The 25530-nt window shown below is 50.3% G+C and carries 33 protein-coding genes and 3 pseudogenes; 2 read left to right on the forward strand and 34 right to left on the reverse strand.

The window, feature by feature from the left end; genetic code table 11:
* Window positions 1–77 precede the first annotated feature (77 nt).
* The 18 genes and pseudogenes from ACEPLT_RS12080 to ACEPLT_RS12165 all read right to left on the reverse strand — a co-directional run.
* On the reverse strand, window positions 78–2990 hold the full coding sequence (locus tag ACEPLT_RS12080; protein WP_248214207.1) for a phage tail tape measure protein: 2913 nt from the start codon (window positions 2988–2990) through the stop codon (window positions 78–80).
* The gene (locus ACEPLT_RS12085) at window positions 2987–3301 is read right to left on the reverse strand and encodes a DUF1799 domain-containing protein (protein ID WP_084832933.1); all 315 of its coding nucleotides are present in this window, start codon (window positions 3299–3301) and stop codon (window positions 2987–2989) included. The genes ACEPLT_RS12080 and ACEPLT_RS12085 overlap by 4 nt, the downstream gene beginning before the upstream one ends.
* On the reverse strand, window positions 3298–3609 hold the full coding sequence (locus ACEPLT_RS12090; RefSeq protein ID WP_063617061.1) for a phage tail assembly chaperone: 312 nt from the start codon (window positions 3607–3609) through the stop codon (window positions 3298–3300). Before ACEPLT_RS12090 ends, ACEPLT_RS12085 begins: the two co-directional genes overlap by 4 nt.
* A gap of 65 nt (window positions 3610–3674) precedes the next feature.
* Window positions 3675–4346 carry a phage tail protein gene (locus ACEPLT_RS12095; RefSeq protein WP_063617062.1) on the reverse strand — a complete coding sequence of 224 codons (672 nt, stop codon included), beginning with the start codon at window positions 4344–4346 and terminating at the stop codon, window positions 3675–3677.
* Between the two features lie 66 nt (window positions 4347–4412).
* Window positions 4413–4823 carry a DUF4128 domain-containing protein gene (locus tag ACEPLT_RS12100; RefSeq protein WP_063617063.1) on the reverse strand — a complete coding sequence of 137 codons (411 nt, stop codon included), beginning with the start codon at window positions 4821–4823 and terminating at the stop codon, window positions 4413–4415.
* Complete coding sequence (locus ACEPLT_RS12105; protein ID WP_063617064.1) at window positions 4820–5404, reverse strand: hypothetical protein; 585 nt, start codon at window positions 5402–5404, stop codon at window positions 4820–4822. Before ACEPLT_RS12105 ends, ACEPLT_RS12100 begins: the two co-directional genes overlap by 4 nt.
* Before the next feature lies 1 nt (window position 5405).
* Complete coding sequence (locus ACEPLT_RS12110; protein WP_063617065.1) at window positions 5406–5756, reverse strand: hypothetical protein; 351 nt, start codon at window positions 5754–5756, stop codon at window positions 5406–5408.
* The gene (locus tag ACEPLT_RS12115; protein ID WP_248214212.1) at window positions 5756–6238 is read right to left on the reverse strand and encodes a DnaT-like ssDNA-binding protein; all 483 of its coding nucleotides are present in this window, start codon (window positions 6236–6238) and stop codon (window positions 5756–5758) included. The genes ACEPLT_RS12110 and ACEPLT_RS12115 overlap by 1 nt, the downstream gene beginning before the upstream one ends.
* 36 nt (window positions 6239–6274) lie before the next feature.
* The gene (locus ACEPLT_RS12120) at window positions 6275–6574 is read right to left on the reverse strand and encodes an Ig-like domain-containing protein (protein ID WP_183269160.1); all 300 of its coding nucleotides are present in this window, start codon (window positions 6572–6574) and stop codon (window positions 6275–6277) included.
* A complete protein-coding gene (locus ACEPLT_RS12125) occupies window positions 6556–7509 on the reverse strand; it encodes a major capsid protein (protein WP_248214214.1) in 954 nt (317 codons plus the stop codon). Before ACEPLT_RS12125 ends, ACEPLT_RS12120 begins: the two co-directional genes overlap by 19 nt.
* Window positions 7510–7520: 11 nt before the next feature.
* Window positions 7521–8291: a hypothetical protein gene (locus tag ACEPLT_RS12130; protein WP_022651278.1), complete on the reverse strand. Its 771-nt coding sequence runs from the start codon at window positions 8289–8291 to the stop codon at window positions 7521–7523.
* A gap of 80 nt (window positions 8292–8371) precedes the next feature.
* Window positions 8372–9469 (reverse strand): phage minor head protein, encoded by a 1098-nt coding sequence (locus ACEPLT_RS12135; protein ID WP_248214215.1) that lies wholly within the window; start codon window positions 9467–9469, stop codon window positions 8372–8374.
* 1 nt (window position 9470) lies between these two features.
* A complete protein-coding gene (locus ACEPLT_RS12140) occupies window positions 9471–10859 on the reverse strand; it encodes a DUF4055 domain-containing protein (protein ID WP_447088253.1) in 1389 nt (462 codons plus the stop codon).
* A gap of 1 nt (window position 10860) precedes the next feature.
* Window positions 10861–12168, reverse strand: coding sequence for a terminase large subunit domain-containing protein (locus ACEPLT_RS12145; protein WP_248248848.1), 1308 nt, complete (start codon window positions 12166–12168; stop codon window positions 10861–10863).
* Complete coding sequence (locus ACEPLT_RS12150) at window positions 12146–13135, reverse strand: terminase small subunit (protein ID WP_248248849.1); 990 nt, start codon at window positions 13133–13135, stop codon at window positions 12146–12148. The genes ACEPLT_RS12145 and ACEPLT_RS12150 overlap by 23 nt, the downstream gene beginning before the upstream one ends.
* Window positions 13136–13203: 68 nt before the next feature.
* Window positions 13204–13407, reverse strand: coding sequence for a hypothetical protein (locus ACEPLT_RS12155; RefSeq protein ID WP_248248850.1), 204 nt, complete (start codon window positions 13405–13407; stop codon window positions 13204–13206).
* A gap of 58 nt (window positions 13408–13465) precedes the next feature.
* Window positions 13466–13711, reverse strand: coding sequence for a hypothetical protein (locus ACEPLT_RS12160; protein WP_248248851.1), 246 nt, complete (start codon window positions 13709–13711; stop codon window positions 13466–13468).
* Between the two features lie 317 nt (window positions 13712–14028).
* A pseudogene (locus ACEPLT_RS12165) lies at window positions 14029–14262 on the reverse strand (terminase small subunit); the annotation flags it as partial.
* Between the two features lie 30 nt (window positions 14263–14292).
* Between ACEPLT_RS12165 and ACEPLT_RS12170 the strand changes: the two are divergent.
* A complete protein-coding gene (locus tag ACEPLT_RS12170) occupies window positions 14293–14499 on the forward strand; it encodes a hypothetical protein (RefSeq protein ID WP_014070806.1) in 207 nt (68 codons plus the stop codon).
* A 158-nt stretch (window positions 14500–14657) separates the two neighbouring features.
* Here the strand turns inward: ACEPLT_RS12170 and ACEPLT_RS12175 are convergent, their stop codons facing one another.
* The 16 genes and pseudogenes from ACEPLT_RS12175 to ACEPLT_RS12250 form a co-directional block, all read right to left on the reverse strand.
* Window positions 14658–14876: a hypothetical protein gene (locus ACEPLT_RS12175; RefSeq protein ID WP_447088254.1), complete on the reverse strand. Its 219-nt coding sequence runs from the start codon at window positions 14874–14876 to the stop codon at window positions 14658–14660.
* A gap of 80 nt (window positions 14877–14956) precedes the next feature.
* The gene (locus tag ACEPLT_RS12180; RefSeq protein WP_248248854.1) at window positions 14957–15535 is read right to left on the reverse strand and encodes a hypothetical protein; all 579 of its coding nucleotides are present in this window, start codon (window positions 15533–15535) and stop codon (window positions 14957–14959) included.
* 68 nt (window positions 15536–15603) lie between these two features.
* A complete protein-coding gene (locus ACEPLT_RS12185) occupies window positions 15604–16011 on the reverse strand; it encodes a lysis protein (protein WP_341275631.1) in 408 nt (135 codons plus the stop codon).
* Window positions 16012–16112: 101 nt separating this feature from the next.
* Window positions 16113–16184 (reverse strand): annotated as a pseudogene (locus tag ACEPLT_RS12190) (lysozyme); the annotation flags it as partial.
* 2 nt (window positions 16185–16186) lie between these two features.
* Window positions 16187–16400 (reverse strand): annotated as a pseudogene (locus tag ACEPLT_RS12195) (terminase small subunit); the annotation flags it as partial.
* Between the two features lie 451 nt (window positions 16401–16851).
* On the reverse strand, window positions 16852–17265 hold the full coding sequence (locus tag ACEPLT_RS12200; RefSeq protein ID WP_252073205.1) for an Ivy family c-type lysozyme inhibitor: 414 nt from the start codon (window positions 17263–17265) through the stop codon (window positions 16852–16854).
* Window positions 17266–17653: 388 nt separating this feature from the next.
* Window positions 17654–18172: a hypothetical protein gene (locus ACEPLT_RS12205; RefSeq protein ID WP_202771293.1), complete on the reverse strand. Its 519-nt coding sequence runs from the start codon at window positions 18170–18172 to the stop codon at window positions 17654–17656.
* The gene (locus ACEPLT_RS12210) at window positions 18169–18705 is read right to left on the reverse strand and encodes a lysozyme (protein WP_248248859.1); all 537 of its coding nucleotides are present in this window, start codon (window positions 18703–18705) and stop codon (window positions 18169–18171) included. The genes ACEPLT_RS12205 and ACEPLT_RS12210 overlap by 4 nt, the downstream gene beginning before the upstream one ends.
* On the reverse strand, window positions 18705–19007 hold the full coding sequence (locus tag ACEPLT_RS12215; RefSeq protein ID WP_048223534.1) for a hypothetical protein: 303 nt from the start codon (window positions 19005–19007) through the stop codon (window positions 18705–18707). Before ACEPLT_RS12215 ends, ACEPLT_RS12210 begins: the two co-directional genes overlap by 1 nt.
* A gap of 1009 nt (window positions 19008–20016) precedes the next feature.
* On the reverse strand, window positions 20017–20208 hold the full coding sequence (locus ACEPLT_RS12220) for a hypothetical protein (protein WP_126328676.1): 192 nt from the start codon (window positions 20206–20208) through the stop codon (window positions 20017–20019).
* Window positions 20209–20400: 192 nt separating this feature from the next.
* Window positions 20401–21216 (reverse strand): antitermination protein, encoded by an 816-nt coding sequence (locus tag ACEPLT_RS12225; RefSeq protein ID WP_248248860.1) that lies wholly within the window; start codon window positions 21214–21216, stop codon window positions 20401–20403.
* A complete protein-coding gene (gene rusA / locus ACEPLT_RS12230) occupies window positions 21213–21575 on the reverse strand; it encodes a crossover junction endodeoxyribonuclease RusA (protein ID WP_045336422.1) in 363 nt (120 codons plus the stop codon). Before rusA ends, ACEPLT_RS12225 begins: the two co-directional genes overlap by 4 nt.
* 2 nt (window positions 21576–21577) lie before the next feature.
* Complete coding sequence (locus ACEPLT_RS12235) at window positions 21578–21778, reverse strand: hypothetical protein (RefSeq protein WP_248212272.1); 201 nt, start codon at window positions 21776–21778, stop codon at window positions 21578–21580.
* A gap of 4 nt (window positions 21779–21782) precedes the next feature.
* Window positions 21783–22385 (reverse strand): DUF1367 family protein, encoded by a 603-nt coding sequence (locus tag ACEPLT_RS12240; RefSeq protein WP_248212274.1) that lies wholly within the window; start codon window positions 22383–22385, stop codon window positions 21783–21785.
* A 388-nt stretch (window positions 22386–22773) separates the two neighbouring features.
* Entirely contained in the window at window positions 22774–22998 is a 225-nt protein-coding gene (locus ACEPLT_RS12245; RefSeq protein ID WP_248212276.1) for a DinI family protein, read from the reverse strand.
* A gap of 368 nt (window positions 22999–23366) precedes the next feature.
* A complete protein-coding gene (locus ACEPLT_RS12250) occupies window positions 23367–23816 on the reverse strand; it encodes a VOC family protein (RefSeq protein WP_248212278.1) in 450 nt (149 codons plus the stop codon).
* A gap of 487 nt (window positions 23817–24303) precedes the next feature.
* Here ACEPLT_RS12250 and ACEPLT_RS12255 point away from each other — a divergent pair, with 487 nt between their 5' ends.
* Window positions 24304–25485, forward strand: coding sequence for a diguanylate phosphodiesterase (locus tag ACEPLT_RS12255; protein ID WP_248212280.1), 1182 nt, complete (start codon window positions 24304–24306; stop codon window positions 25483–25485).
* The last annotated feature ends 45 nt before the right edge of the window (window positions 25486–25530 follow it).

The following is a 25530-nucleotide window of genomic DNA, read 5'->3' on the forward strand; positions in this document are numbered from 1 at the left end:
CTCAATCATGATCATCGTGATTAGTTGTATTGATTATAAATCATCATCACTTAGCAATTAAATGATCTCAAGTGCTTTTAGCGATGTTTTGTCGCATTCCAGATCAGCCCACCTGGTTGGAGCTGTTTGGCAATCCCAGCACGAACAGACTGATCGATGGTCTGCTTGTAAGCCCGAGAAATAGCTTCGTTGTTACCATAAGTCTGCTGGTGAGTGTTCTGGTTTTGAACGACCACGGAAGTTTGAACGGTTAAGCCACCAGTTGCATTCGATTGCAGCCCATACAATGGGGCAGTGCCAACATAACCGCCGTTTGCATACCCCTGAGCTCCACGCATAAGCGCATACAGATTGCCGACACCCAGTGCACGGGTCGCTTCCTTCGTAAACACAAACTCACCGCCGTGTACAACGCCTTTCGGTTGGTATTTACCGCCATCTCCCGTATAGCCGCCTCCATCAAAACCGGGGACCAAACCACCACCTGAGAAACCAAAGAACGCGCCGATACCGGTTCCACCAAACGCTGACTTCATTCCATTAACCAGAGCCAGTTGGGTCAGCATCTGGGCGATGCCCTTGAGGAAAGTGGAAAGGAAATCTGAGAAGTTAGATTTACCTGTTGTGAAGAAATCAGTCAGGGTGCTGGCCATCCCGGTGAACGCGTTACTAGTAACCGTCTGCACCTGGGAGTACACATTGGTCGCGCTGTCTTCGAAATCAGCCCATCCCTTTTTCGCGCCGGTCAGCCAGTCACCGCGTAGCTGATCCTCAGCATCATAGTAATCGTTAGCTGCCTTAAGCTGTTTCTGATATCCCTCTTCATCAAGCGAACCACCAGTATTTTTCCAGCCGGCGGCGAGCTGACTTTTTGCCAGCTCTCGCTGCGCCTGGCGGTCACTCATCCCCGCGCCACCCAGTAATGCGGCCTGTTTCTCAGCCATCTGCGTGACGTATTTCTGCGAGGTATCCATGCGCTTGTTCAGCAGTTCCTGGGCGGAAATCTGATCACCTAACAGGGCTTTCTGCCGCGCTAACTGCAGCACCTGGTCTTTACTCGCGAGCAGAGATTGCTCCTGCTTTGTCAGAGAGCGAGATCGGGAGGCCTCTTCCAGCACCTGAAATTTCGCTTCCGTAGTCCAAAGGTCTTTGCGCTGTTGGCTGATAGTGTCGTTCAGCCCTTTATGCTGTTGCAGCGCGCGTAACTGTGCCTGAAGCGCCAGTAGCTCGGCATGGGCAGCATCCATGCTGCGATCGCCAGCCGATACAGTGCCCTGTTTTCCGGGTTTCGTCTTTTTGCCAAAAGCAGCGACCCCTTCTCGATCTTTCTGAGTGGTCGCGGTTTTTACCTTGCGGGTGGTATCAAGGTATTTACTTGCACTAATGTCTGCGGCATCCCAGTCTTTTTTCAGTTGAGATACGCTGTCTCCATAAGCACCGGCCATTTGTTCGTTATAGTCCTGCCATCCCTGCAAAGTATCCGTTTTCGCCCAGTCAGGAATGAGATTAATCGCAGCAGCGATAGAGGAAGAAATGATCTGGTTCAGTTTCTGGAAAACTATCGCAACGCTGTAATAAATTGCGTTGAATTCCTTCAGTGTGTTTGATGCCAGCTCACCAACCCACTGACCGATATTCTGCATGGCCTCAGACGCCCAGTCTTTGATATCCAGCCACAGGCGACCAAACGGTGTCAGCGATTCATAAGCCTGCTCTCCGCGTTCTGCCATCGTATCACCAAACAGGTCCATAGCCTGTGTAACGGCCGCGGTCTGGTCCTTCTGTTTCACCAGCTCATCAATATGCTTAAGCTGCGAAACAGTCAGGAAGTTGTATTGTTCGTTTAGACTCTGAAGGGCTTTAACCGGATCCTTTTCAATATCCTGATAGGCCTTGATGATGTCCTGCGCCGAAACAATACCGGTTTGAACTGCAAGTGCAGTAGAGCTCGCCGCTTTTTCAAGCTGCTGCTGTGTGAGCGAACCCATGCTAATCAGTTCAGTCATCAGACTCTGAATGGTTTCTACAGTAGCGCCAGTAGAGGCAGCAATCGACTGAGAGGAAGCCATAACCTGGAGCGCTGAAGTGCCAGCAATATTGCCTGTTCTGATAATGGCCTTGTTGATTTCGTCGTAGGCGGTGAAGTAGTCCGATCCCGCTTTGGCCGCAATCAGTACAGCACCGGCCAGGCCACCAATGGCCACTCGGGCAGGAGTCACCATCGACAACATCGCTTTCAGAGCATTGTTTACACCGCCAAACGAATCGCGCAGCTGGCCGCCCTGCTGAATGGCCACCATATAAACCGGCATACCGGACGCCAGTGAGGTCACAATGTCGGTCATTTGCATCGGGAGATAACGCATCGCGTTGCGGTATTGCCCCGCGCTGATCGCTCCTGACTTCCACGCTTCCTCCTGCTCTTTCAGTCGGGCGATCATCGGTGCAGCACGATCGGACACGCCAAGTTGGGCTGCTTTTAGCTCTAACAGTTCTGCGCGCGTTTTTCCGATTGCTGTGACCTGCTCTTCCAGCGAATCGATAAAGGTTTTGCCCGCAGCAGCTGCACGCTGCGCTGCCTGAGCCTGCTCAATGCGAGCCCGCCCCTCTGCGGTTTCAGACTCCATTACCTGTGCCAGTTTTGCCCGCGTCGTCTCAAGCACGCTGTTGTAACGAGAAAAATCCTCGTCTCCCACCAGCCCTTTACCGCGAAATTTCGCCAGGCTCTCCTGGATAGTGTCCAGTTCATCCAGCGCCTTGTTTACCGGGCTGATTTTATTCAGCAGGTTCTGCAGCTCCTGACGCTGTTGCTTCAGGCTTTCGCTATTTTTCTTTTGGTTATCGATACCGGTACGGAACGTACTGTTCAGGTCATCCGCTTTACCTGCCGCGGCGGACGCGGTCTCCTGAAAGCGATCCAGTGCCTGGTTACCACGCTCCAGCTCATTGGTATTTACACGCAGGGAAATCGTGGCGATATCGTTACTCATTCCGCCCTCTCTTTATGCATAACTTTTAGTGCGGCGCTCTCCATGATTCGGATGTCCGAAAGCGCGGTTGCCTCGTCGTCGACGTGGTGCAGGCGCATTACCCAGGGCAAAACGTTATAGTCGAGCCCGGACGCGCCGCCCATTCCCGTTCGCCATTGCGTGCTGACAGCCTGAAACACCAGGAATGAAGGCCAGATATCGGGCCAGACATCGACGAAATTATCGTCATAGTCATCCGGCGTAAGCCCGTAAGGCGCCAGGTCTGCCGCTGTGGGTTCAGGCGTATAGAACGCAGAGGCAACCGCTATCAGTTTTTTTCACGCTGCCCCATCAGCTCGCGGTAGTAGATTTCCGGGATGGCCTTCATCGCCGCCGGATAGTTTTCCAGCAGCACCGACAGGTTTTCCGCGTTGAATGCATCGGGAAGTGCCCAGCCAGCAATGATTTCCATCAGAAAATCTGTGGCGGTTTTACCTTCGAGTTTTTCGAGGTCAGCCAGTTCTTTAAGTGGCTTGTGGTTGAAAGTGAACGTCAGCACGCCATCCTCATCGCCAGGGCGGGGGATCGAGACATTGGCCTTGAATGTAGGTTTGGGCTGAAGGGTGAATTTGGTCGCCATCGATACCTCTTAACGAAAAAAAGCCTCCGTGATGGGAGGCATGGAATGGTGAAAGCTCTGACGGGTCAGGCGGCAGCGTCAGTCACCTTGTAGAACGTCATCGCCGGTGACTGCAGGTTCAGCACCACACTCACAGTCTCTACCTCGTTAACTGCAGTAGTTGGCGTATCGTCAAAGGACGCCGTGGCCGCCCAGTAACGGTTTTCCTTCGCCTTCGGTACGTACATGTAAGCCGCAACCGTCTCTTCATCTTCATCCAACTGGCGAAGCAGCGGATATACGGGGAGAGTGGAGTCATGCGCGATCGAGTAGGTCTGGGAGACTGCGGATTTATAGGTATTCAGGTTGCGCTGGCGATCATCGCTGAGGAACTGAATCTGTGTGGTGTTCTGATCGCCACCAGATTTCGACACCTCAGTTATTTGCGGCAGTTCGGTCCATTCAAGCACCTTTCGGATCGAACCGGCACCGCCACCAGCGGCATATTTGTTTTTGTTGGTGGTATTGATATTGCGAAGGGTTACGGCGCTTTCTGTAATCGCATCAATTTTTGCAATGACGTTATCAACACCGGACCAATTGCAGTTCACATGAACAATATCACCCACCTTGAGTGCGTCCGCTTCACTCACGGTGATTACCATGTTTTCGGCATTCGTCGCCCCGGTGAAAGAAATGGCTGGGCCATAGCCCGATGCCAGATAAACGTGAGCGCCGTTAGGCAATGCAAAGCCCATATTGGTTACTCCTTTAGAAACGGGAAAACCGGCAAAGAGCCGGTCAGGTTTAGAAGGTTGCAAGGATTAGCTGGAGATATCAGCTCGATAATTGAGATTAACGGGAACGGTATAAGAGACAGATGTAGTGATACAGCGGAAAACACCAGGCGTTTGGTCTATCCAGCATGTAAAACCCCTGCCTTCAATCTCCTGCCCCTCGGGGAACAACTCAGCCACGCGGTCAGCCAGAGCCACAACATCGGTACGGCCTGTGCCGGCTGGGGCCACAACGTTAATCTGGTATACACCTGAATAAATGCGGCAGCGCAAACCAAGGTCCAGCGTACGCGGTGTGGCGGGCATGTCATGGACAGCAAGATAGAGTCCATCAGATGGCGGTGTGAAAGGCACGTTTTCCCAGGCAACTGGGATCCCTTCAGCATCAGCCCACTCGCCGAGCCTGGCGGCCAGTGCCGCCGCGATATCGGGAATCATTTAGTCACCTCCCTTACTGCATCCTCAAAAAATCGCTGAAACTCAGCAGCAGTAATGCGTACCATCCCTCCAGGAGCCTGTGAAGAGTGCCCCATCTCCAGTCGATACGCGTAAGGGACGTTGTTGCAGAAATAAATAGCCTTCATTCCGACTTTGAACAGCGACAGGGTGTAATTCCCTGCGGCTTTTGTCAGATTTCCGGTTTTATCGACACGGCCTGTTTCATCTGTAGTCGGTGCATCAAAAGACACCTGCCAGTTGCCCCGAAACCGTCCACCGGTATATCCGGGCGGCGCTTTGATATCCATCCCATCCACCAGTCGAGCTTTCTTCTTAAGTCGTCCGGTTTTAGTCAGGTTTGCAGGGTCCGATTTTTGCGCTTCGTTATGGTCGTATACCGCCTGATTGTAAGAAACTGCCGTCTGGTTGATGCCCCAGAGTTCGGGGTTCCCGACAGGTGACATCATTACCAGTTGATTAAGGATCCGAATGCCGACAGCACGTACGACCGCTTCCTGATTCGCTTTGGCTTGGTCCACGAACGCGGTGATGGCAGCCGTGAACGCCTTATTATCGTCCATGTTATGCCCTCAACTGAGCTTTGTAGCAGAGCACCACTGCGCCTGGTTTCACGGGGTTTGGTTTAACTACGCGATGCCTTACGCCGTCCACGTCGATCAGATCGCCGGTTTGAATTTCCTGCTCTGAGGTGAAGGCAATCCGAACATCGCCGTTTTCAATGACGGTTCCGTCAATTTCGCCTGGCGCGTAATCCGTCTTAACTCCTGTGGCCGTGAACTGGATATCATCGGAACGATGCTCCACGCCACCGATGACAATTAACGTGCCCTTACGCGTGACGTTGTATGCAATGCCGTTCTGCTTGAGCATACGAGTCGTTGTCGCCTGCATTCGCTGATAGTTGATGGCCATTACGCGCGCTCCGCGAAAGTATTGATTGCATATCCACGCCCACCAGCCAGGTCGCCGAGAATAGCCATTACCGCCGGGTAAGTTGGTGTAAACACCTCACCGTCGGCAACCGCATAAGTCATGGTTACGGCGCCTTCGACACGTTCGGTTTTCAGAGCGGCTTCGCGCACGCTGGAGAGTAAATCGCCGTCGATTGCCTCTACCGCCAGCATGCACTGCGCGGTTATAACCTGCCGCGGCACCTGGTCGGGTGGGAAGTCGTGTCCATCCAGAATGACATTTGCGCGTGGCCAGGCCAGCGGCTGTCTCGGGCCAGCTTTTGAGCCTACCCAGTCCAGCCCCTCCAGGTAATCCATTGCCTTAATCAACAAAGGTGTGAGCTTGTCAGGCAGTTCAATGCCGCGTATTTCCGCAAATGAGGCAAGATCCTCTTCACTGGCGTAGCTGTTGGCATCAGGAGAGGTGATATCGGTATTTATCATCGAATCATCCTGTTTATGGGGCTTTCGCCCCATTCGTTATTCTCCGGCAGGCGCAATAAAAGTGATCTCATCCGTGGTTTTCGCCACTCCTTCAACCGTGCCGGTTACCGTGAAGGTGCCAGCAACGTCTGATGTGAGTTTCACCGTCGCCCCACCAGCAGAGCCGGTTTGAGAACTGGCAGTGCTGAGCGTGCCGCCGGTTGAATTCCAGGCAACGGTTTTGCCGGAAACACCTGCGCCGTTTAGCATGTACTTCAGGGAAATGGTGACCGCATCGGTGCTGTCAGCGGTTGCGGAGGTTTTATCCGCTGACAGCGTTACTCCCCCGCTGCGGATCCCAGCTTAATCAGTACACCAGCCGTCGATTTGTTGCTGGTGAAGTGCTTCTTCCAGTTACCTGCAGTGCCGATTTTGGTCAGGTCCGGGTTATCACCTTTGGAGATATCCCAGCTGTAACCCAGCAAATCGACATTCACCACGCCTTCAGCACGGTAGCCGATTGCCAGGTTTTCCTGATCGTTGATGTCGTATGAACGGAACCCCGGAGCCTGAGACTCAGTTACAGTCACTGCCCCGGCCACCAGCCCAAGGATCGCATCAGCGTCCATGGTATCGGTAACCAGCACCGGTTTACCCAGGGTGCCCGGCTGTCCGCCGTAAACCACTACGCCCGCTTCTTCGTAGATTTTGTTGGCGATCGCCTCATCCACGATGTCGAAGTAGGTAGCGGAGTGCATAACGAAGAGCACGACACGGTTGAACTTGTCGCCGTACTTACGCAGGCCACGTGTCAGGGTCTTCTTACCGTCGGTCTCAATGTCTGCAGTGACCACCATATCCGCGTTGGCGCCAATTGCTGCCGTCAGGGCCTTCAAGCCGTATTTCACGTAGCCTTCCAGCGTAGCGTCAGCCACATCAGTGCCGATCACTTCTGAGAACTCATCAACCGAGCGGCCGCGGCGTTTGAACGCTTCTTCAGTAGTTTCGTATGGACCGTATTTCCACGGTGCTTTGACGGATACGGCTTCACCGGCGCCAATCTTCTTACCCGTCACTTTATCGGTGGAGTTAACGTCACGCGATTCGATTGAGCCGCCCACTTTGTAGAAGGCTCGCTTGCGGAAATCGCCTTCAATCAGCTCGTTATCCAGCAGGATCGCACCGTTGGAGGACGCGTTGAAAATAGCCAGGTTGTCCTGACGGCGCTCGAGAAAAGCGGTCTGCGCCAGGTCGTCATAAATGATCAGGTCACTATTAACAGTGGTAGACATGGGTTAATCCCTTATTTCGGAAGTTTGAGGAAGGCCTGCTGGCCATGCTTGCGGATGTAGTCCGCTTTGTCGCTGGCGCTCATTTCGGAACGTTTCAGGCTGCCACCGCCGTTTGGTTTGTGTCCGCCCGCGCCGGTGCCTTCTGCGCGTGGGAAAAGATGCGGAGCCGTCTCCTTAAGAGACTCCGCCCACTCAAGCGGGCTTAGTGGAGTTTTGCCGTCTTTACCGAACAGAACATCGCCATTTGCATCAACTGCTACGGCCTCGCCTTCGTCGTTGAGCTGGAATGTGCCTTTGGCACGCAGAATCAGATCGTCGGATGCTTCCGGCAGCGCGCCAGCTTTTGAGGCTGCTGCACGGATTGCATCCCCCAGAACTCGATCCCGGAATTTGTTGGAGAACGCTTCGGCTTTGTCCGCGCGTTCATTTGCGGCTTTAATCTGCTTATCAACGTCAGCACGCAGACGCTCGGTGCGCTTATCGAGCACCTCATCGATTTTTCCGGCGGCAATCAGCTTTGCCTCTTCGTCGTCGGAAAAACGCTGGAGAATGCCGCGCACAGCATCAGGATCGATACCATCGAAGCGTGACAAGGTTTCTTTTTGCTGCTTGATGGTACCCAGCAGTTCTGAGTTTTTTGATTTCAGGCCAGTGACTTCGCTGGTCACACGCTCATCAATAAGTTTCTGGATTTCTGGGGTGATTTCGATACCACCGCCACCGCTGCCCTCGCCGCCACTTTCTGGTGCGTAAAATTTCAAGAGCATGTTTCGAATTAACATATTTTCCCCTCGGGATTTTGCCGGGCCTCGCCCATAAAAAAGCCCCGGCGGATGCCAGGGCGTGAAGTAAGAAGTGGTTGTTAGTTGTCAGTGCCTGAGAGTTGCTTCAGACGTTCCAGGGATATCCATTCGCCTTTGTCAGTGAACATATCAGCCAGGTTGATTTCACCGGCTCGGAACAGACGGCCACGCTCGGCACCCAGAACCTGATCCTGCCGTTGAGCTGGCTGACGCTCGAGCCATTCCAGATACGTGGTTTTAGCTGGCACCTGGCCATCCATGCTGGCACGAGTGCCCTCGTCCATCTCATCAATATCAATCCCGAGTTCGCGCCAAGACTTGAGAATCAGAGTTTCAGTAGAACGACAGCAGAAATGAATCTTCCCGGGTCCCTGCAGGTAAGGCACCTTATGCCCGACCGGTTTGTTATCCAGGGTGTAACGCAGCAGGTCACGAATAATGCAGTCGTGGCTGGTTTTATTGTCCAGCGTAGACAGCCACTGTTTGCCTTTCACGATATCGCTGTTGGCACTGGTGACGCTGTTGCGCGCTGTGGCAGCCAGATGATTCACAGCTGTTTTAGCGATGCTGGCGGCGTTTGCCCTGCTCATCTGCAGCGCCCCGTCGCGATAGTCTTTGTTGGCATGGCCACGAATATTGCGCGCGATAGTTTCTACCGTGTCGCCAGCAAGATAACCCCTGCGGACGGCGTTCACGATACGCGCCAGCCTGTCCGATTCCAGATTCTCCGCCCACTCACTCAGCAGCCGCCCCTGAAAGGGTTGCGCCATCGCCGCGGCATACACCATATCGGCGGTGATGCCCTGCAGCGGATAGTGAGACAGGACCTGTGAAGGCAGAAGGGAATCGAACAGGCTCAGCTGGTAACTGGCTTCGTTCTTTGCCAACGCCACCAGCTCACTCTCGAGCCCGGCCTGCATGGTGGCTACGGCCTGATGGTTAAGCTCACGCACGCTGCCCAGTAAACTCTCCAGACGGCTAACGGTGAAGCTCTCAGGAGGCAATCTCTCCAGCGCATCCAGTAGACGTGCCGACAGGTCCGCGTCCGTCTCGTTAAGCAACTTCACCATCCGGTTTGCCACTCCAGTGGCGTAGCGGCTCAACCAGACGGAATGTGCGATCGACTCATCGCGCAGGCTTTCGTTAATGGTGGGCATATCAGCCTCCCGTCAATGTTGGTGCCTGATTGCGAAGGGCATCAATAACCTCGTCCGGGCTGTCGGCCGGGTCAATGAGATCGAGCTTCTGCAGCGCGCGAATCATATCGCTATCGCGCAGCGCACCGGACTGCCAGGCATTGACGATTGCCGTCACCATGCCCGACTCGGCAACCTTAGCTATGAATTCCTGATTGATGGTGTAACTCGTCGTTTCGCCCTTGATGCCGAGGTATTTCGCACACCAGCCAAGCGCCAGCGTATAGGCTTCAGAAACGTTTGAAACGCAGATACCGAGCACCGATGTTGAGGATGTTTGCTCACCGCTCGCTTGGGTTGCCGTCTTCGCCGTGGCGTTCTGCTCAATCAGCCGGGCGCCAAGTTGCACCATGTAATCTCGCTTGCTGTCCATGGCCTCTTTAGCAAGCATGTTCGGCTGCGCCTGGGCATAACCAAACGAGCCCTCCTTGGGAAGCAAAAGCGGTGATCGGGAACCAATTTTCACGCCCTTCTTCTCGAGGTGATCGCGCCAGCCGGTATCGAGCCCAGTCATGTACGGCTGCACCTGGCCACAGAACCACACGCTGTCCTCATAGTCAGCGCTGTTTCGGTAATGACCGTGGTTTATCTCCACCAGCGCAGCCAGCGGTGAATCATCAATGGTAGGATCGTTGTTCTGGGCCCCGACGAATGTGAACGGAATTTTATCCCAGTAGTCCTTTCCTTTAGGCTTAGGCTGGTACTCACTGTCAACGGTGTAGGTTCCGCTTGCAGTGCCACCAGCCCGGCGCCATACCCGGCAGATGAACCGCCCTTCTTCCAGCGCCAGCTCGCGGTACTGGATTTCATCCTTGTAAGCGTATCCATCCGGCTCTTCTACGCATTCGCGCAGTACCACCAGCACCAGCTGATCGCGCCCGTTAATTCGCTTTGTTCGCCAGTTGATAATGTTCTCTGCCGGATAGCGGAGGATGATCGCCTCATCGGAGGCTTCTGCGTAATCGACATAAAGCCCCTCTCGCGCAACTTCCAGCACGTTCTCGGTCACCAGTTGCGACTGCTGATAGATGCTGGTACCGGCCCCGTCAGCATTGTCCAACAGGTATTTCAGCTTTTCAGGACCATTAAACGTGGGGTCTTTGCGATACGCCATCCCAAGCATGCCGATCTTCGTATTGCCGGCAATGGCGTAGAACACCGCTCGGCTCAGATAATCTTCGTTGCGTTTGCGGTTACGCGTGGATTTATCGGCTGGGTCGAGATAAGGCAGATACTTATTACCCGCCGCTTTTACGGCCTCAGCTCCTTTGCAGAAGTCCCTGTATTTCCTCCAGGCAGCAGAAGCCGCCCGGTGTTCTGGTCGAACCCAGGTGATATCGTCGTTTGCCATATCAGAAAGTAGTGTCCATTGTGATTGAGTATGCCGGTTTCACGATCGGATAATCCTTCACGATGAAGTACCCACCAGCATCATTGGGGTGATCGTTATCTGCTGATTTGTCCGGTTCGCCATTTGCCGCCCAGATTTGCTGCTCAAGGCTCTCGGTATAAACCGGGCAGTTCTGGACGTTCACCAGATAGCGGCGCTCGCCGTTGGCGTTACAGAACATAGCATTCATCGAGTTGATGCGGTCTTTAACCGGCGGGTTGGCATCATCTACAATGACGCTGAATCCGGCATCGTTGAGCTGAGCAATATCGGTCTTGCTGGCGTTCTGCGATTTGCGTGAGTCACCAGAGGCATCCGGATAGATGTAAATCTCACGGCTTTTAACGTATCGGCCATCTTCATAGCGCCAGAACTCTTCCTGTATGCGCTTAATCATCGCCGGAGTATCGTAGACCTTCACGAGCTCACGAACCGCACGCGGCAGGCCATTACGCTTAACGTGAACAATCGCGGCCATTTTTCCCACGTTGAAGTCCATGCCGATAAACAGCGGATCCCCATCCTGAACCTCATCAGCACAGTTATTCAGCTTACGGTTGAACGTGTGGTAAATAGTCCCGCTGTTAAGGTTGGTGAACTTCCCGCGCAGATAGGCCTGAATCAGTTCATCAGGATAAGAGCTCAGCAGCGATGGGATGTAATCAGGCGGAAGGTTCTTCGCATTGTCGAACGTGCTGGCCTGAATCAGTCCATACAGGGTCGCCAGTTGGGGCTTCTCCCGTACTGCCTTCACGAACTGCTGGTAGACGAACTTGAACCCTTCTGGCGTTGTGGTGACATCGATGCCGTTACGCAACCCATCAACCTTGTAACGCATACGGGCTATGATTTTTCGCCATGCCTGTTGCGCTTTGGCTGCCGCCATGACGTCCAGCTCATCAACCATCGCGTTACCGATTTTGAAACCGACTATCGATCCGGGCTTCTCCATTGAACGGCAGATTGTGGTCCCGCGGTATCGTCGCCCCTCGTAGAAGTGAACCTCTTTGTTCCCCTCATTGATTATGACGCTCAGCCCCCAGTCAAAGGCGACCTCTTCAATCGTCGGGTAGAAGATGTCACGGATCTGCGGGTACGTCGGCGCGAAATAACCCTGGTTGATTTTAGGATGCTCCCACATCCCCTTACAGATGCCGCCACAACCCACCCATGTTTTACCGGAACCGAACCCGGCAACGTAGGCCTTGAACTTGTGTTGCATTGCGAGGAAGCGCGCCTGAGGAATGTTAAGTGTCGGGCTGATCCCCATCGTCCGCCCTCGCGTCCACTACGTTGATATTGATCTGCACTGGAGTTGGTTCATCGTTCTCACCATCACCCGCCAGCTCTTTACGGAGTTTCTCGACCTCAAGCTGCCGGCGCTCGATTTCAATCTGCTGCAGACGTTGTGCGAACTCGCTATCAGCAAGGCCAAGTCGTTTCATCACTGCTTCGAACATGCGCTCACGGCTGATTGCAGTTATCTCGACGCCATTCTTGCCAACCTTCACGCCGGAGTATGCGAGCCGGGAAACTGCGGGAAGCTTACGTGTATCAGGGAAGTAAGGCTGGCCAATGCCGTCACCATTGCAGCGTGGGCATTCTGGATTTGGTTCTCGGTTGTGGTCGTAGCCGTAACCACCGGAATCTTCGGGTTCACGTCTGTCACGCTCAACAGCCTCGAGCCTTTTCTCTTCGAATTCAACTGCATCGCGCCACTGGTAGTGATGACCGAAGCCCCAGCAGTAACGACACGCGCCGCGACGATACTGCGAAAGCTGGTTTGCATCGAAGGTGGCGAGCTGCCACATCTGGGCCAAGACCTCATCGGCACTGCCAAGCGTGCGCACAATGGAGGCTTTCTGCTGCTGCGCAATGGCCTGCGCAACGTTAGGATTCGCTATGAGCTGACGACCGTAGTTTGGGTCACTATAACCAGCACGTGCAGCGGCAGCGGTGGCGTTGTTGTCCTTCAGGTACTCCGCGACAAATAAGCGCTGCTGAGCAGTAAGTCCATCATCATCCACCAGCTCATTCACGCATTTATCTTTCTGCGCAGTGCGCATTTTTTTCTGCGCAGGTTTTTGCGCTGTTTGCGCAGAAGGTCTTTTGATATATCGACGGGCGGTAGCGTAGTTCAGTCCCTGCGCTTCACACCATTCTTTTGGTGATACGCCGGTTGCGGCATGTTCGGACAGGAACCGTTGCTGAAGCTCGCCCCAGTCCGGTTTTGCCATTGCTTACTCCAATAAAAAAGCCACCAGCGGATGCCAGTGGCTCAAAGTATTATGCTTACCGATGCGGGCTAGGAGATAAAGTCGTCGCTCCCAAGCCTGTGGGAGCCGTAGCGAGCCTCATAACCATCACCCAACATCCCTGCTTTTGTCTCTGCAACATCCTTCGTCGCATAAACACCTGCAAGGTGCCATGGAGCATTTCGAATTACCCCCCAGCCTTTAACCCAGCCGTCATTATCAGTATCAGCCTTCAATCCTTCTGCAACAAACATATATGTCTCCTTTGGGTACCCAGAGGCATACTATTAAAAGCAGGCGATGAAATAAATGTTAGCCGTCAAGACTTGCAGTAATACTCAGATGGTGAAGGTCCGGTCGGTTGTGCTCAACAACAATATCACCAGCCCCAGCTTCAACATCATAGCTGCGGCAGTAAGGGGCAGTACACTTACCCGATACGTTGTCTTCAATCAGCACAACCCCTGATTGAATAGCCTTAAAAGTTACATCCGTCCCGTAAACCATCCCGTCTTTCCACTCTTCGAGACGCGTCAACGTAACAGTTAGCTTTGCCATAATCCCTCCTATGTTGAGCATTATCACAGGCACTCAGTGAATGCCTGCTGTAATGCCTGCCACACTCTCTCAGTGGACCCGCTCATGCCCTTGAGTTGCTGTCGCTTCATAGCCGCTTATAACCGGTGCGGGTCTGGCGTTCGCGCTGCTTTACCGGAGCATGTTCCCTTATTTACCCTCACATCGGTATGCTATACCTGCTCGCCATTACGCGACTCGGGGCAGCATCATGACTGCTACGCTGCCTTTCGGCGGCGGTCCAAACGCTTTACTACTTCAAATTGATTCCCCCTTCCGGCAGTGCGCCTGCCACGTTTTTGGTCTATCTCAACAAGACGATTTAGGACGTATATCGCATTTATGCCTACCAGATCATTGTGTTGCGCTTTAAGTTCGGCAATTCTGGATTGGATGTCAGGTTTTGATAGGTTTTCGGACACAGTGCGGTTAGCTGTCTTTGGGCTGTGCCCCGCCCGAATAGCCGCTTGCGTGGCGTTAATATCGATTAGGTACTCGCGGCAGAACATTTCTTGTTTGTCGGCGAGCGCCATATTTTTCCCCAAAAAAAAATGGAGATTCTTATGGAAAATGCTGTAGTTACTCGACTAATTGAATTAACCAGGAAAACAGATAATAAAGTTGCTGTGAGCGCGATTTATGCCCTTGGTGAAGGGGGCCCTACTTCGCGCGAGGTGATCAGTCGCCTTCTTGAGTTAACAAATAAAGTTGACTCCGAAATTGCTGCTGCAAGCGCTGCTGCCCTTGGACGAATATTCCGGCGCAGATAATTTTCATCGAGCAGATATCGTCAGGCGCACCGTAAAAGCGCCTGATGATAGTCTTTTGGATGTAAATGAAAATTTCATCAGATATCTTAACAAGCATTACCCGTTTCGATGTGTGCCAGAAAGAAAGCCTCTTGCTTAATTGTCAGACCTGCAATTCGTTACTCCGTTGCTTGTTCTGCTGGCTGTTTGGTCTGCTCTGCTGGGACTGGCGTGAACTGCACGCGCTTCACATCTGCCGGAGCGAAAAACAGCCACTCGCCCGTATCCGTCGCTAGCGGCACAAAGCCGTTAACCAACTCGGACTGACGTCGTGACATTTTCGCCGTGAAGGTTTCGCCTGTTTGGTTGGTTAAGGTGATTTGGTAGATGTCGGACATGAAGAACCTCATAATCCACTGGTGTATGTAATGCCATCAGCATGGTGATGGCATTACAATTCAGTAATATGGCCGGGTTATTATGCAGTTTTGTAATCTATAAACCCGTCAAAAATCAGACTATCAATGGTCATCATTTTCGTAAGTTTTTCCATTACCTCAGGATTTTCTTGCATGTCGAAAAGCCATCTCCTTACGCCATTAGCTATATCATTACATAACTCAATGACATCTAATTGCAGAACACCATTGAATTCATTCATATGGGTATGAAGATTTTCTCGCGCAGGGGTCGTTATCTTAAACTTCCTTAGTTTCGTTTCATCAACGCCTTCATGCAAACATGCATTCCTTAAACTCCAACAGTCTTCCGCAGTGAATGAGACCGGGGGTATTTGAGTCCTTAAGCTTTGCTTTAGTCCTTCAGGCATACTCTGAATCATTGCAGCACTGGTGAGACTTAAATAGTCATACATGTTATCAGCATTATATCTTGGCTTAAGATAGCGATTAAACCAGTCCTTGTATCTCGCGCCATTCCCTTTGACTTTATCCTCTGTCGCGCCACAGATATCAGGAAGGGATATTGCTATGAATAAAGCACCAAACCAGTTCTGTTTAGACAAGCATTCATCTATTCCGCTAAGCAACTGTTGCATTTATCAGCACCTTGTTTTGTTGTAGGCCGAACCTACAATACAACCAGATGCAACTATTAAGAAAAACTTTATTTTAAGCACTGAGTGCTTATGTAGTTCTGCAGATAGCCGACCTGCTTCGTCACTGTGACGATTCGCTTTCTGAGGATGAAATAATCCCGTTCAGCGGAGTCAGTAAGTCTGGGGCCGGAAGCATCGCCCATGCCGCCGGTGCCGGTCGCTCCGTTCGCGGGACAGTTTGCGTTGAGCTGCAGCCGCTTACGGCCAGCAATGACATCGCTATGCAGACGCTCAATGATATCTTTCGCATCAGCCGGTTCTCCAGTGTATTTGGCATCCAGCGCAGCGGCATCACGCTGGCGGGTCTGCATGTCTTTGATGGTGGCGTTGGCCTGGCTGAGTTTCTCAGTGGCTTTATCGCGCTGCTCTTTGTAGGTGATGGCGTTGTCGCGATAGTGGTTAATCGCCCAAGCCATAAAGACCAGCAGGCAGATAACGACAGCGCAGATGATCGCGGTTAATCAGCTCATTTATGGTCCCACATGCAGAATTCGCGCTCATTCTCCCGGCGCGTTACTCACCCTTTCCACTGTTTGCCTCCAGCATGAGTCCAGCGCCGCAGCAGATCGCATGCGCCTTTCTGGTTCCCATGTCCACCAGATCTTCTGCGCTTATATCTTTCTGCGCAGTGCGCACTATCTTTCGCGGGTAAATTTTTGTATTTTGCGCAGTAGTTTTCTTGATATAGCGGCGAGCAGTTACATAATTAGATAATGTGCCTCGCACCATTCCTTAGGGGATATGCCAGTAGCAGCGTGATCAGACAGGACCGCTTCTGCAGCTCGCCCCAGTCCGGCTTAGCCATTGTTACCTCTAAACTGAATGAACTTTAGACGTCACTCACAGCTTCAGTATTTGAAGCAATGAAGTATTTTTCTCAAAGAAATCTTGAAATGAGGATTTAAGCTTATGAAATATGTATAACTACGATGACGTACAGAAAATCAAGGCCAATCTCGAGTGGATAGTGCATCAAGCCTCTGCCCGGTCTCATTTGCGCACGGAGCATGACCAATTAGTGATTTCCGATCTAATGGAACTCATCCAGACATATGAAACGCTTCTGGACCTTGTAAGCCAATTTGGAGCTTCCGTCTTAAATTCGGAAATCATAGCGGGTCTATCAATCACAGAGGAATTCATTGCTAAAGTTAAGCGGAATGAGGGTGCGATGTGAGCGACCAACACACTAAGTGGCGATTGATTTGTGTTTTGAAGCTTCAAACTGGTGGGTTACAGTTTGAAGCATGGGTTATTTAATTGCCGTACAGCCGGTTGAAAAGCGCATTTTTCATCGCATCAGAATCAATCGGATCCAGGTTTAACCAAGTCAATGTCTCACGATTCTTTTCTGCATTGAAATCAGAAAACACACCATGGATATCACCGTTATCAGGTGAGTAGAGAACAGCAATATTCTGTTCTGGACAGCTGTGTGGTTTACATCCTGACAGCGCAATATACTTTTTGCCCGCAACTGTTACTTCGGTTGATGGCGTGCTCGTACCACCACTTTTCACCCATGCAGGAAGTTTGCTTTTACTAATCAGCTGGGAGTAGCTTTTAGACGTGCTTTTTGCACTGGCGAAATCAGAAAGATACTTCCCCTCGTCGGCAAGAGCACTGAAAGATACAAAAGCCATAGCAGCGATAAACAATTTGCCTTTCATATTAATCCTCATTCCATAAAGACATCACAACTCTATACCTTAGCGGCTACTATGTCAGCCCTACAGTTAGCTAGAGGATTCCATATTACTGGCTATCCCAAGTGATTAACTCAGAATCATCCTAATAGCTACCGCTTATGCTTGTTGATTACGGACTGCTTGCCAGACTATTCAAGACTCTGATGAGGAGTTTGCCAACTCCAGGGAAACATCCATAAAAAGAGCAAGTGAAACTGAGACTCTGGTAGCCCTCCATGTGAGGGCATTTTTTTACATTGCTGCGCTTCGCTTGTTAAATATCGAGTCTTTTCTACAATTTAATAGTGCTTTGCTATGTCAGGTAAAGCCGTCGTTCAGAAATACCCGTGTGCTCAAGGATGAGCCATCCCTAGTTTTTCCTTTCCAGCTCTATCTGCCTTATACCAGCCAGTTTATTGTTGCCCTTCTCAATCACTGCCAGCAGCGGCTTAATCCAGAGCACGGCCTGGCAGTATGTTATTGAGCCGGCGGCAGCGGTACTATCATCGGCTGCGTCAGGTCTGTTGGTATCGGTACGCAAGGCGCTGGCACGTAAACGGTGCGCGTATTCGAGCAACCCACCAGCAATGTCAGCAGGAATAAGCAGATCACAGGTTTTTTCACGGCGGAGAATCTCCCGGTATTCGATTACGGTTTCTTCTGTGCTGGTGTCGATTAGGGAATTCAGCCTGTTGGTTTGTTCCGCCACCTTATTGAACCGATTGAAGTTGAATGCTTGGGTGGCGATTATCTGCTCCTGAAGAGCATTGTCACTGCGAAGAACCTCATTATCACTCTGCAGGCCGTTGGCATCTGAGCAACTTTTAACGAGTGCGACTGAGAGACCAGCAATAACCACAACCGCGATTGGTAAAAGATTAAAGTTCACTGGTCTATCCCCCAGCACGCCAAAGCACTTTCCTGGTCTCGCCGTTCTACCTGACCGTAGCAGCCGTTCTTCTGGCCTTTAGTCAGGCGGCAGTCGCGGCCAGCGTCTCTAATCCACCAGCGAATTGCCTCGCATGCCCCGGGGCGGTCACCGGCATTGATGCGCTTATAGAACGTTGACGGGAAGCACTTACCCGGCCCGATGTTGTACGGACAGAAAGATGCGATTCCAGCTTTCTGCGGTTCGGTAAGCGGTACCGAAATATTGCGGTCAACCCATGCCAGAGCCTTATTGCGTTCGATAGCATTCACCAGATTGCATTTGGCCTGTGTCAATTTCATGCCCTGCACAACCGGTTTACGATCAACCATCGTTGCGCCGCGGCAAATAGTCCAAATACCACCACCATCTTTGTAGGCCGTGAGGCTGTTACCCTCTTTTTCATTCAGAAACTGATCGAGAATTACGGATGCAGGAGCACCAGCCAATACCAGCCCCAGAACTGCAGTACTCAGCTTTGCTCTGGATCCCATCACTCACCTTCCTTTTGTAATGCCTCAACGACCACGCTTGCAGCAGCAGGACGCTCGTGAAGGGGTTTATCACCAACGCCTTTCAGGTAGTCATTGACCATTTTTGTTCGAATCTCATCCTCTCTACGCCTACGGTTTGCATCCACTCGCCCGTTAATGTAGGAGGCAAGCGAGATAAGCAGACCAGCAGCGCCAAAGAACATGAACACCAGATCCTGAGTGGTAAATCCAATTGCTGACGCCAGAGCTGCTACCCACGCGAAAAACTGCGTGAAGATGTTCCCTGAATCATTCATTTTCATGGTCTCTCACCTCGCTTTGTGCGGGTGCTATTGCAAGAAATAAAAAAGGCCGCCAAACGGCAGCCTTGTGAGGGTTAAAACCTGCTGGAGCTTCCTTCTTCTGAGGAATGCAAAAAATTAAATAATCCTTAAGAAGAACTATTTAAAGCTTTAAAACAATTAACTATTCACATAGTTTTTAAATGTTATCATTTGCGTTAAGTTAAAAACTTATCCTCATAGGGATATAAGAGATACAAGCGGGTAGCACTGGCATTATTAATGCGGAGAAGATTGATGTCGTTCTCCGCACTTTTTAGTGCACTGAGCTAGCTATCAAATATCTACCTGCCACCACATTAGTACCAGACACATGCTCAGACATTTAGCCCCCTCTTGCTCTGACTCCTCCATTCAGAAAATTTGAGTGGATAGATAAAAAAAGCCCGCTCTTTTGAAGCAGGCCAATCAGTTGACTATTTGTAAGGTAGGTGTGAGTGAAACCAATGACTCAGTAGTGAAGCTGAGTAGTTTTCCAAGTCATAAAAAAAGGCCTGCGTTTTATGGCAGGCTCTCAAGGAATTTGAAACTTGTGTTGTTGTTTTCATGGTGCCGGGTGCCTCCCGGTGACTCTACCCCAGTCAGCAAAGACGCGCGCATACCTGCAGATAGCAGTTGACTGGAACGCCCTTTCGCTTAGAAAGGATTCACCACGTGAATAAATTACGATTAATTCATTCACCCGGTCAATACTGTTCACCATTCACAAAAAAAAGCCTGCTCGGACAAGCAGGCATAAATAGCTAGTTGGCAATAACTGAGGGAGTGGTGCCGGGTGCCTCCCGGTGGAAATGACCACAGCATTCATTTCCGCGCGCTGGTTGGACACTCTGGAGAAATGTCCTGCTGAACCGCCCCTCCGCTTAGGGGGATCCACCACAAAAACGCTTTCAGAAACATCCATTCCGCAGGATGCTTATGAAGCATATGTGCAGTATGGAGAATCTGCCACGTAATCAGGTGAATATATTCATTTAAATGGTACAGGCAGAGGGCCTTCAATCACCTCGGCCTCTCCGTTGTCGCAGATGTCGTCACCCTGTGTCAGGTGCCAAATGCCATTACAAGTTAGTCCCGTCTCAAGGTCTTCTGTAACACCATTGCTAAAGTAAGCAACCTGAATCCTGCCGTTGTGCTGTATCCAGTAGAAGCCTTCTTCCATTTTCCCTCCTGCGTGATTGGGAAAATTATAGGTGACCGCGGGCTTGTGCGGTTTTAGAAATTCTTAAATCTCTATTAAGCAAAAAGCCCCACGGGGTTAACCGCAGGGCTTTAAACGAAGGCAATAACCCATCGTTAGAGCAAAATTACCACAGATTCGGGAAATGTAAATAGCTCACGATAAAATAACGTCCTATTTTGTTATCTGCTTAAGCTGCGCATCAGCCCATGCTTCTTCGATGTCAAACTTGGTGATTAGCTGATCGTAAAATGGCTTAACAGACTTCTTCCAGGTATCGAGGCTGATTGCATCAGTTATCTGGCACACCGCAGCGTAAGCCTCAGTTGAGGGGATACGCTCATATCCACGTCCGCCGCAGCGCTTACAGTCGGCAATAACCGGCACGCCCTGCTTTTCAGTGAGGTCTTGATTCACTGCTTTACCTCGCCCGTGGCAGTCTTTGCAGGCGCAACTGACCACTTTTTTCCCCTTGCAGGTCGAGCAAAGTACCTTAGCGACTTCTTTCACCTGGCGCTTAACCTCGAAATCACTCGGAGATTGCTTAAGGTCTTTTGCCCACTGTGGAAGCTTCATGGTGTAGTGCGATTTCATCGTGAAAACATCAGCCTCAATGAATCCTTGACCCGAGCAGCAATCACACTGTTTCACGCTGGCGGCGCTGCGGGAATAGTCTTCGAAAGCGAAGCTGGCCAACTGATGCATTACCAGTGGTTTAATCTCTGCATTAAGCTTCCGTAATGCCGCAACCCGATCGCACTTAGTCAGCGCATACTGAGCCTGCAACTCAATCGCCCTCTCCCGGTCATTGTTGCTGATCCCCATCTTCCCGAGAAAAGCGCTGTAACCCATGGCGGCCCGTTCCTGCGTCATGCCCATAGCAGCCATGATATCCGTTCCGGTTAATGCATCTGATGCCGTTGTCCGGGGAGAGTCGCTAATCATTGTCGATTTGGCGAAGTGATATTTGAGAGTATTTTCAAGATTCATGCGGTCTCCAGCTCGGTAATGGTGAGTTCTAATTTTCCGCCCTTAACGACAGGCATTTTCACAACGCGATAGTCGACAACCTGGCAGTCATCCAGCCAGAATCCCGCCTTGGTTAAAGCGTCGAATGCAGCTTTTTGCAGGTTATCCAGATCGCGGCGCCGGCGGTCGGGCATGTGACATTCAATTCGGATTTTGAGTGGTGCGGTCGTCCGGATATTAAGACGAGCGCTTCGAATGACACTGGCCACCGCATAGCGATACGCGACGCCATCAGCACTAATGTGTGTACGCCCGCGGTTGTGCCGGTAATACCGGTTGTTGCTCGGCGGCCAGGGCAAAGTGATTTGATATGTCTTCACGCTCACCCCCACATCCGGTTTCGCCAGCGGCTGTCCGGGCGCGCTGGTTTATTTGAGGTCGGAAGGAATGCACTGACAGTCCAGGTCACGTAATCCGGGTTAAGGCTGCGCTCAACCCGAACGCCGCGCGCTTTGTAACGCTTAACCAGTTCGTCGGCCTGTTCGGTGCTGCAATCGGTGTGGTGGAACCAGGTCTTCTTCATTCCATCACCCCGCAAAGTCAAGTAGCTGCGCGGCGACATTTTCTGCCTCATCACGACTACGGAATGAACGCGACAGGACCCAGCGCCAGAGAACATCGAGCGCAGCTTTATAGAGCTGCTGGAACTCGAGCTCGTCCATGTTGGCGAATGAGATGCTACGTGGATGCTTTTTGAGTGTTCCGTCAGGTAGCTGAATGGCATCAAAGTGCCCTGCCTCAACGATCACCCATGAGCGGTAAGCATCGAAGGATTTGCACAGGCTAATGCCATTCGTGACACGCCGATAAGCAACCTGTTCCAGGTACTGTTCGGCAGCATCGATCAGAGCCCCCTCGTTCCCGCCATATGAAGCCAGGAACTTGGCGTAGCCGGTAATCAGCTTCCGCTCGTTGCTAGAAATAGCCCCGCCGGTTGGTTCCCAGTATTCAAAACCGAGATTGAGAAGCGCAAAAAAGCGCCGGTGGAATGCCGGGTTTCGTACCCGCCTGAACTCGGCAACAAGAACATCGCCGAGCCGGGTTTTAGATTGCAGGATATCGCTGGTCTCGGGCGTAGCCGGGATCAGTATTCCTGAGTGGTGTTTTATAAGTTGTAATTCTAGCGCCATGGTTATCTCCGTGGCGCATCAGGTATAGGTTGTTCAGGCCTATGAAAGAATAATATCAGACGGTGGTGTAACTCGGTACCCCAGTCGTTTTGCAAATTGCATAAACCCATTGAAAGTGAAGATTTCTTCCTCTTCGAGTAACGGTCGTAATGAAACTATTCCATTTACTCGATAAACCAGATATCTCCCTTCCGCCGGGAAGCTATAGATAACTGCTTTATCGGCCCTTCTGACCACGTCGTACCATTGATCATCTGCATTAAAGGCATCTGCACTACACACTATTTCCCCCAGAGCGACTTATTGACGCGGTAAACAGTAATCGGGAACAGCCAGGGGAACGCAAACAGCGATACTCTTTGAAACTGCTCCAGTGAAATTCACGCGATTAATAAAACCACTCGTCCGCGCTTTCCCAAGTCTCCTGCACGATATGTTCGACCTCTTTCTTGTCGCCACCGAAAACAGTCAAACCGTCATTACTGGCACGCTTAATTGTAAGCTGGCAATTGTCGAACTGTGTGCTGAGCCTTTTGAGCAGTTCTGACTCGAGCGCAGGTATAGCTCCATCAGGAAGTTTCTTCATGCGATCAATGGTTAACTCGATTTTCATTATTTCCCTCCGTGACAAACCACTGTATGCATATACAGTATACTTATAAACGTATCTCACGGATTTTGCAACGATTAAAGAGTGTTAGCACTATGGAGCTCTTGCAGGCTTGCAGGTATCTGTATTAAGGACGCTATGGGAGGGAACTCAGATTTGGTCGTCAACAATCAACAGTTATGTTGAATAGCTTTCACCAGAATTTTGTGCAGTTTCGCTACTAAATTTTGATTTTGAAATGAAATTAATAAGATGAAAATTTGCAAAGGCTATTATGGAGCTTGCTGTTACTAAGAAAAAATTAGTCAGCAAGCTCTAAAACGACATGAAACATTACCAAAGCGTAATGTAATCCAACCGGTTATCGAAATTTACTGAGATGCAGGCACTCTATCATCTTGACGGAAAGCCTCGATCCCGACTTTCTGACCATAAGAAAGTTCGAGTGTGTTGCCATCAGGATCAGCGAAGAAGACATAATAACCTACCGGTTCGCCTGCCTGAGCCGGTTCTTTTCGCAAGATGCCTTCCATTCTGGCCATCGCTACTTTATTGTCGATTTCTTCAATGCTTGAACAAGCTACTCCCAAGTGACCAAAATTACCTAAAGGGGTGTCAGTCACAGCATCAACCTGGACAAGGACAAGCGCAAAAGGGCGAGTTAGGTCACTTAACCACGCGACTTTACGTGCCTCCGGAAGGTCAGGCTCTCGCCTGTGTACGACTTCCATGCCAGCATAACGGCCGTAAAAATCAATACTTTTATCCAAATCTCTAACAACAAACGCAACGTGCGTAAAACCGACATCAATCTCTTTCATTAGGCTAATCCTTTGACTATCTCCAGAATCGCCATCTTAAAAGCTCAAGTTAACTTGAGGTCAAGAGCCTTTCAATCAATGATTTGCTGGATTTCTTGCACGTATTGTTCAATGTCGTTCAGGGTTGCAGCCTATGCTAACTAACTCCAGCAAAATGAAGATAAGGCCCGCTACGCACAGAAGAAAAGATAAAGTTAAAGCCGCAATAAAAACCATTAGAAACTCCATGTAATCATTTTTACTACCACAATCTTAGAATTAATTTTTACTTTGTCACGTGTGCAAACCAGGCGATTTGATGTTGCAGAGCCAAACATATCTCGCGGGCTTTAACCACGTTTATAGAATGGTTTTTTTGTGAAGCATTTTACTCTTCATAGACAATTTTAAGGTCACAGAACTCTTTTTTGTAAATTTTTTCAGTAAAATAGCACTAACTGTCCTTTCTCATGCTACTTTAGAAGAAAATCCTTAAAAGTGTGCAACTATGCTTACTACTCTCATCTACCGAAGCCACCTGCGAGCTGATGCACCAATTCAATCCATTATTGACATGGTCAGTGAAGCCAATTCTCGAAATGAACGTGCGGGAGTAACTGGTGTTTTACTTTTCAATGGGATTCATTTCTTACAGCTTCTTGAAGGTGATGAAGTAGCTGTTATGCAAATCTATAAAAAGATTTGTCGGGATACACTTCACTTTAACATTGTAGAACTCTTATCCGATTATGCCCCCTATCGACGATTTGGTCGCTCCGGCATGGAATTAATTGATATAAGACTATTCAGTAAAGACGAGTGTCTGGACAGGGTTCTTCAACATGGAACAACCCAACATAAATTGCTTTACAACGACAGAGCTTTAAGGTTTTTCCGTACATTTATAGATTCGGCTGAGACAGATAGCTATTATGTACTTCCTGATAGATTCAGTTGGTTTTTTTCATCCGAGCAAATAGATGTATCATCGGTCGATCCCGCTATAATCCAAGACATGCATGCAGTTATAGATCCTCTCGCTAGCCAGATTCATTCTTTTGTCTTGAGTGCAAAATCAGACAAAGACGATATAAAAGCTAATAATTTATTTTTTGATTTGGAATCGAAGAAAGATTTGTTAAAAATCGCAGGGAAGTTCATTAACTCCTCACAACGAGTATCAATAACACTCCTGCCTTTAACCTTACTGAGGGTGCCTGATGCGATTGAAATATTGCTCGATTATATCAGAGAAAGTAACTTATACCCAGAACAAGTTATAGTTGAGTTTTCAGAGAGCGAAATAATCCCTGAAATTGATGAGTTCGCGCATTCAGTGCAGATACTCAAAAGTTGCGGATTAAGCGTTGCTATTAATGACTTTGGTATGGGTAATGCAGGTTTATTGTTTCTTTCGAAATTCCAGCCTGAGAAGCTCAAAATACACCCGCAACTGATACACAATATACATAAAGAAGGTTCCAAGCAGGCTATACTCCTAAGCTTAATCCGCTGCTGTGAACTTATGGAAATAAGAATCTGTGCTACAGGAGTCGAGCAGACAGAAGAATGGATGTGGCTCGAATCCGCTGGGATATTTTGCTTCCAGGGCAATCTTTTTTCAAAATATGATAAAAATGGATATTTGAAGATCTTCTGGCCAGAATCTAATGAATTCAGCGAATGTTAAAAAGAACTTGTAGACTTATTACTTTTTCATAGGATTAACGCAGTC

The organism is Enterobacter sp. fkY84-1 (assembly GCF_052974705.1).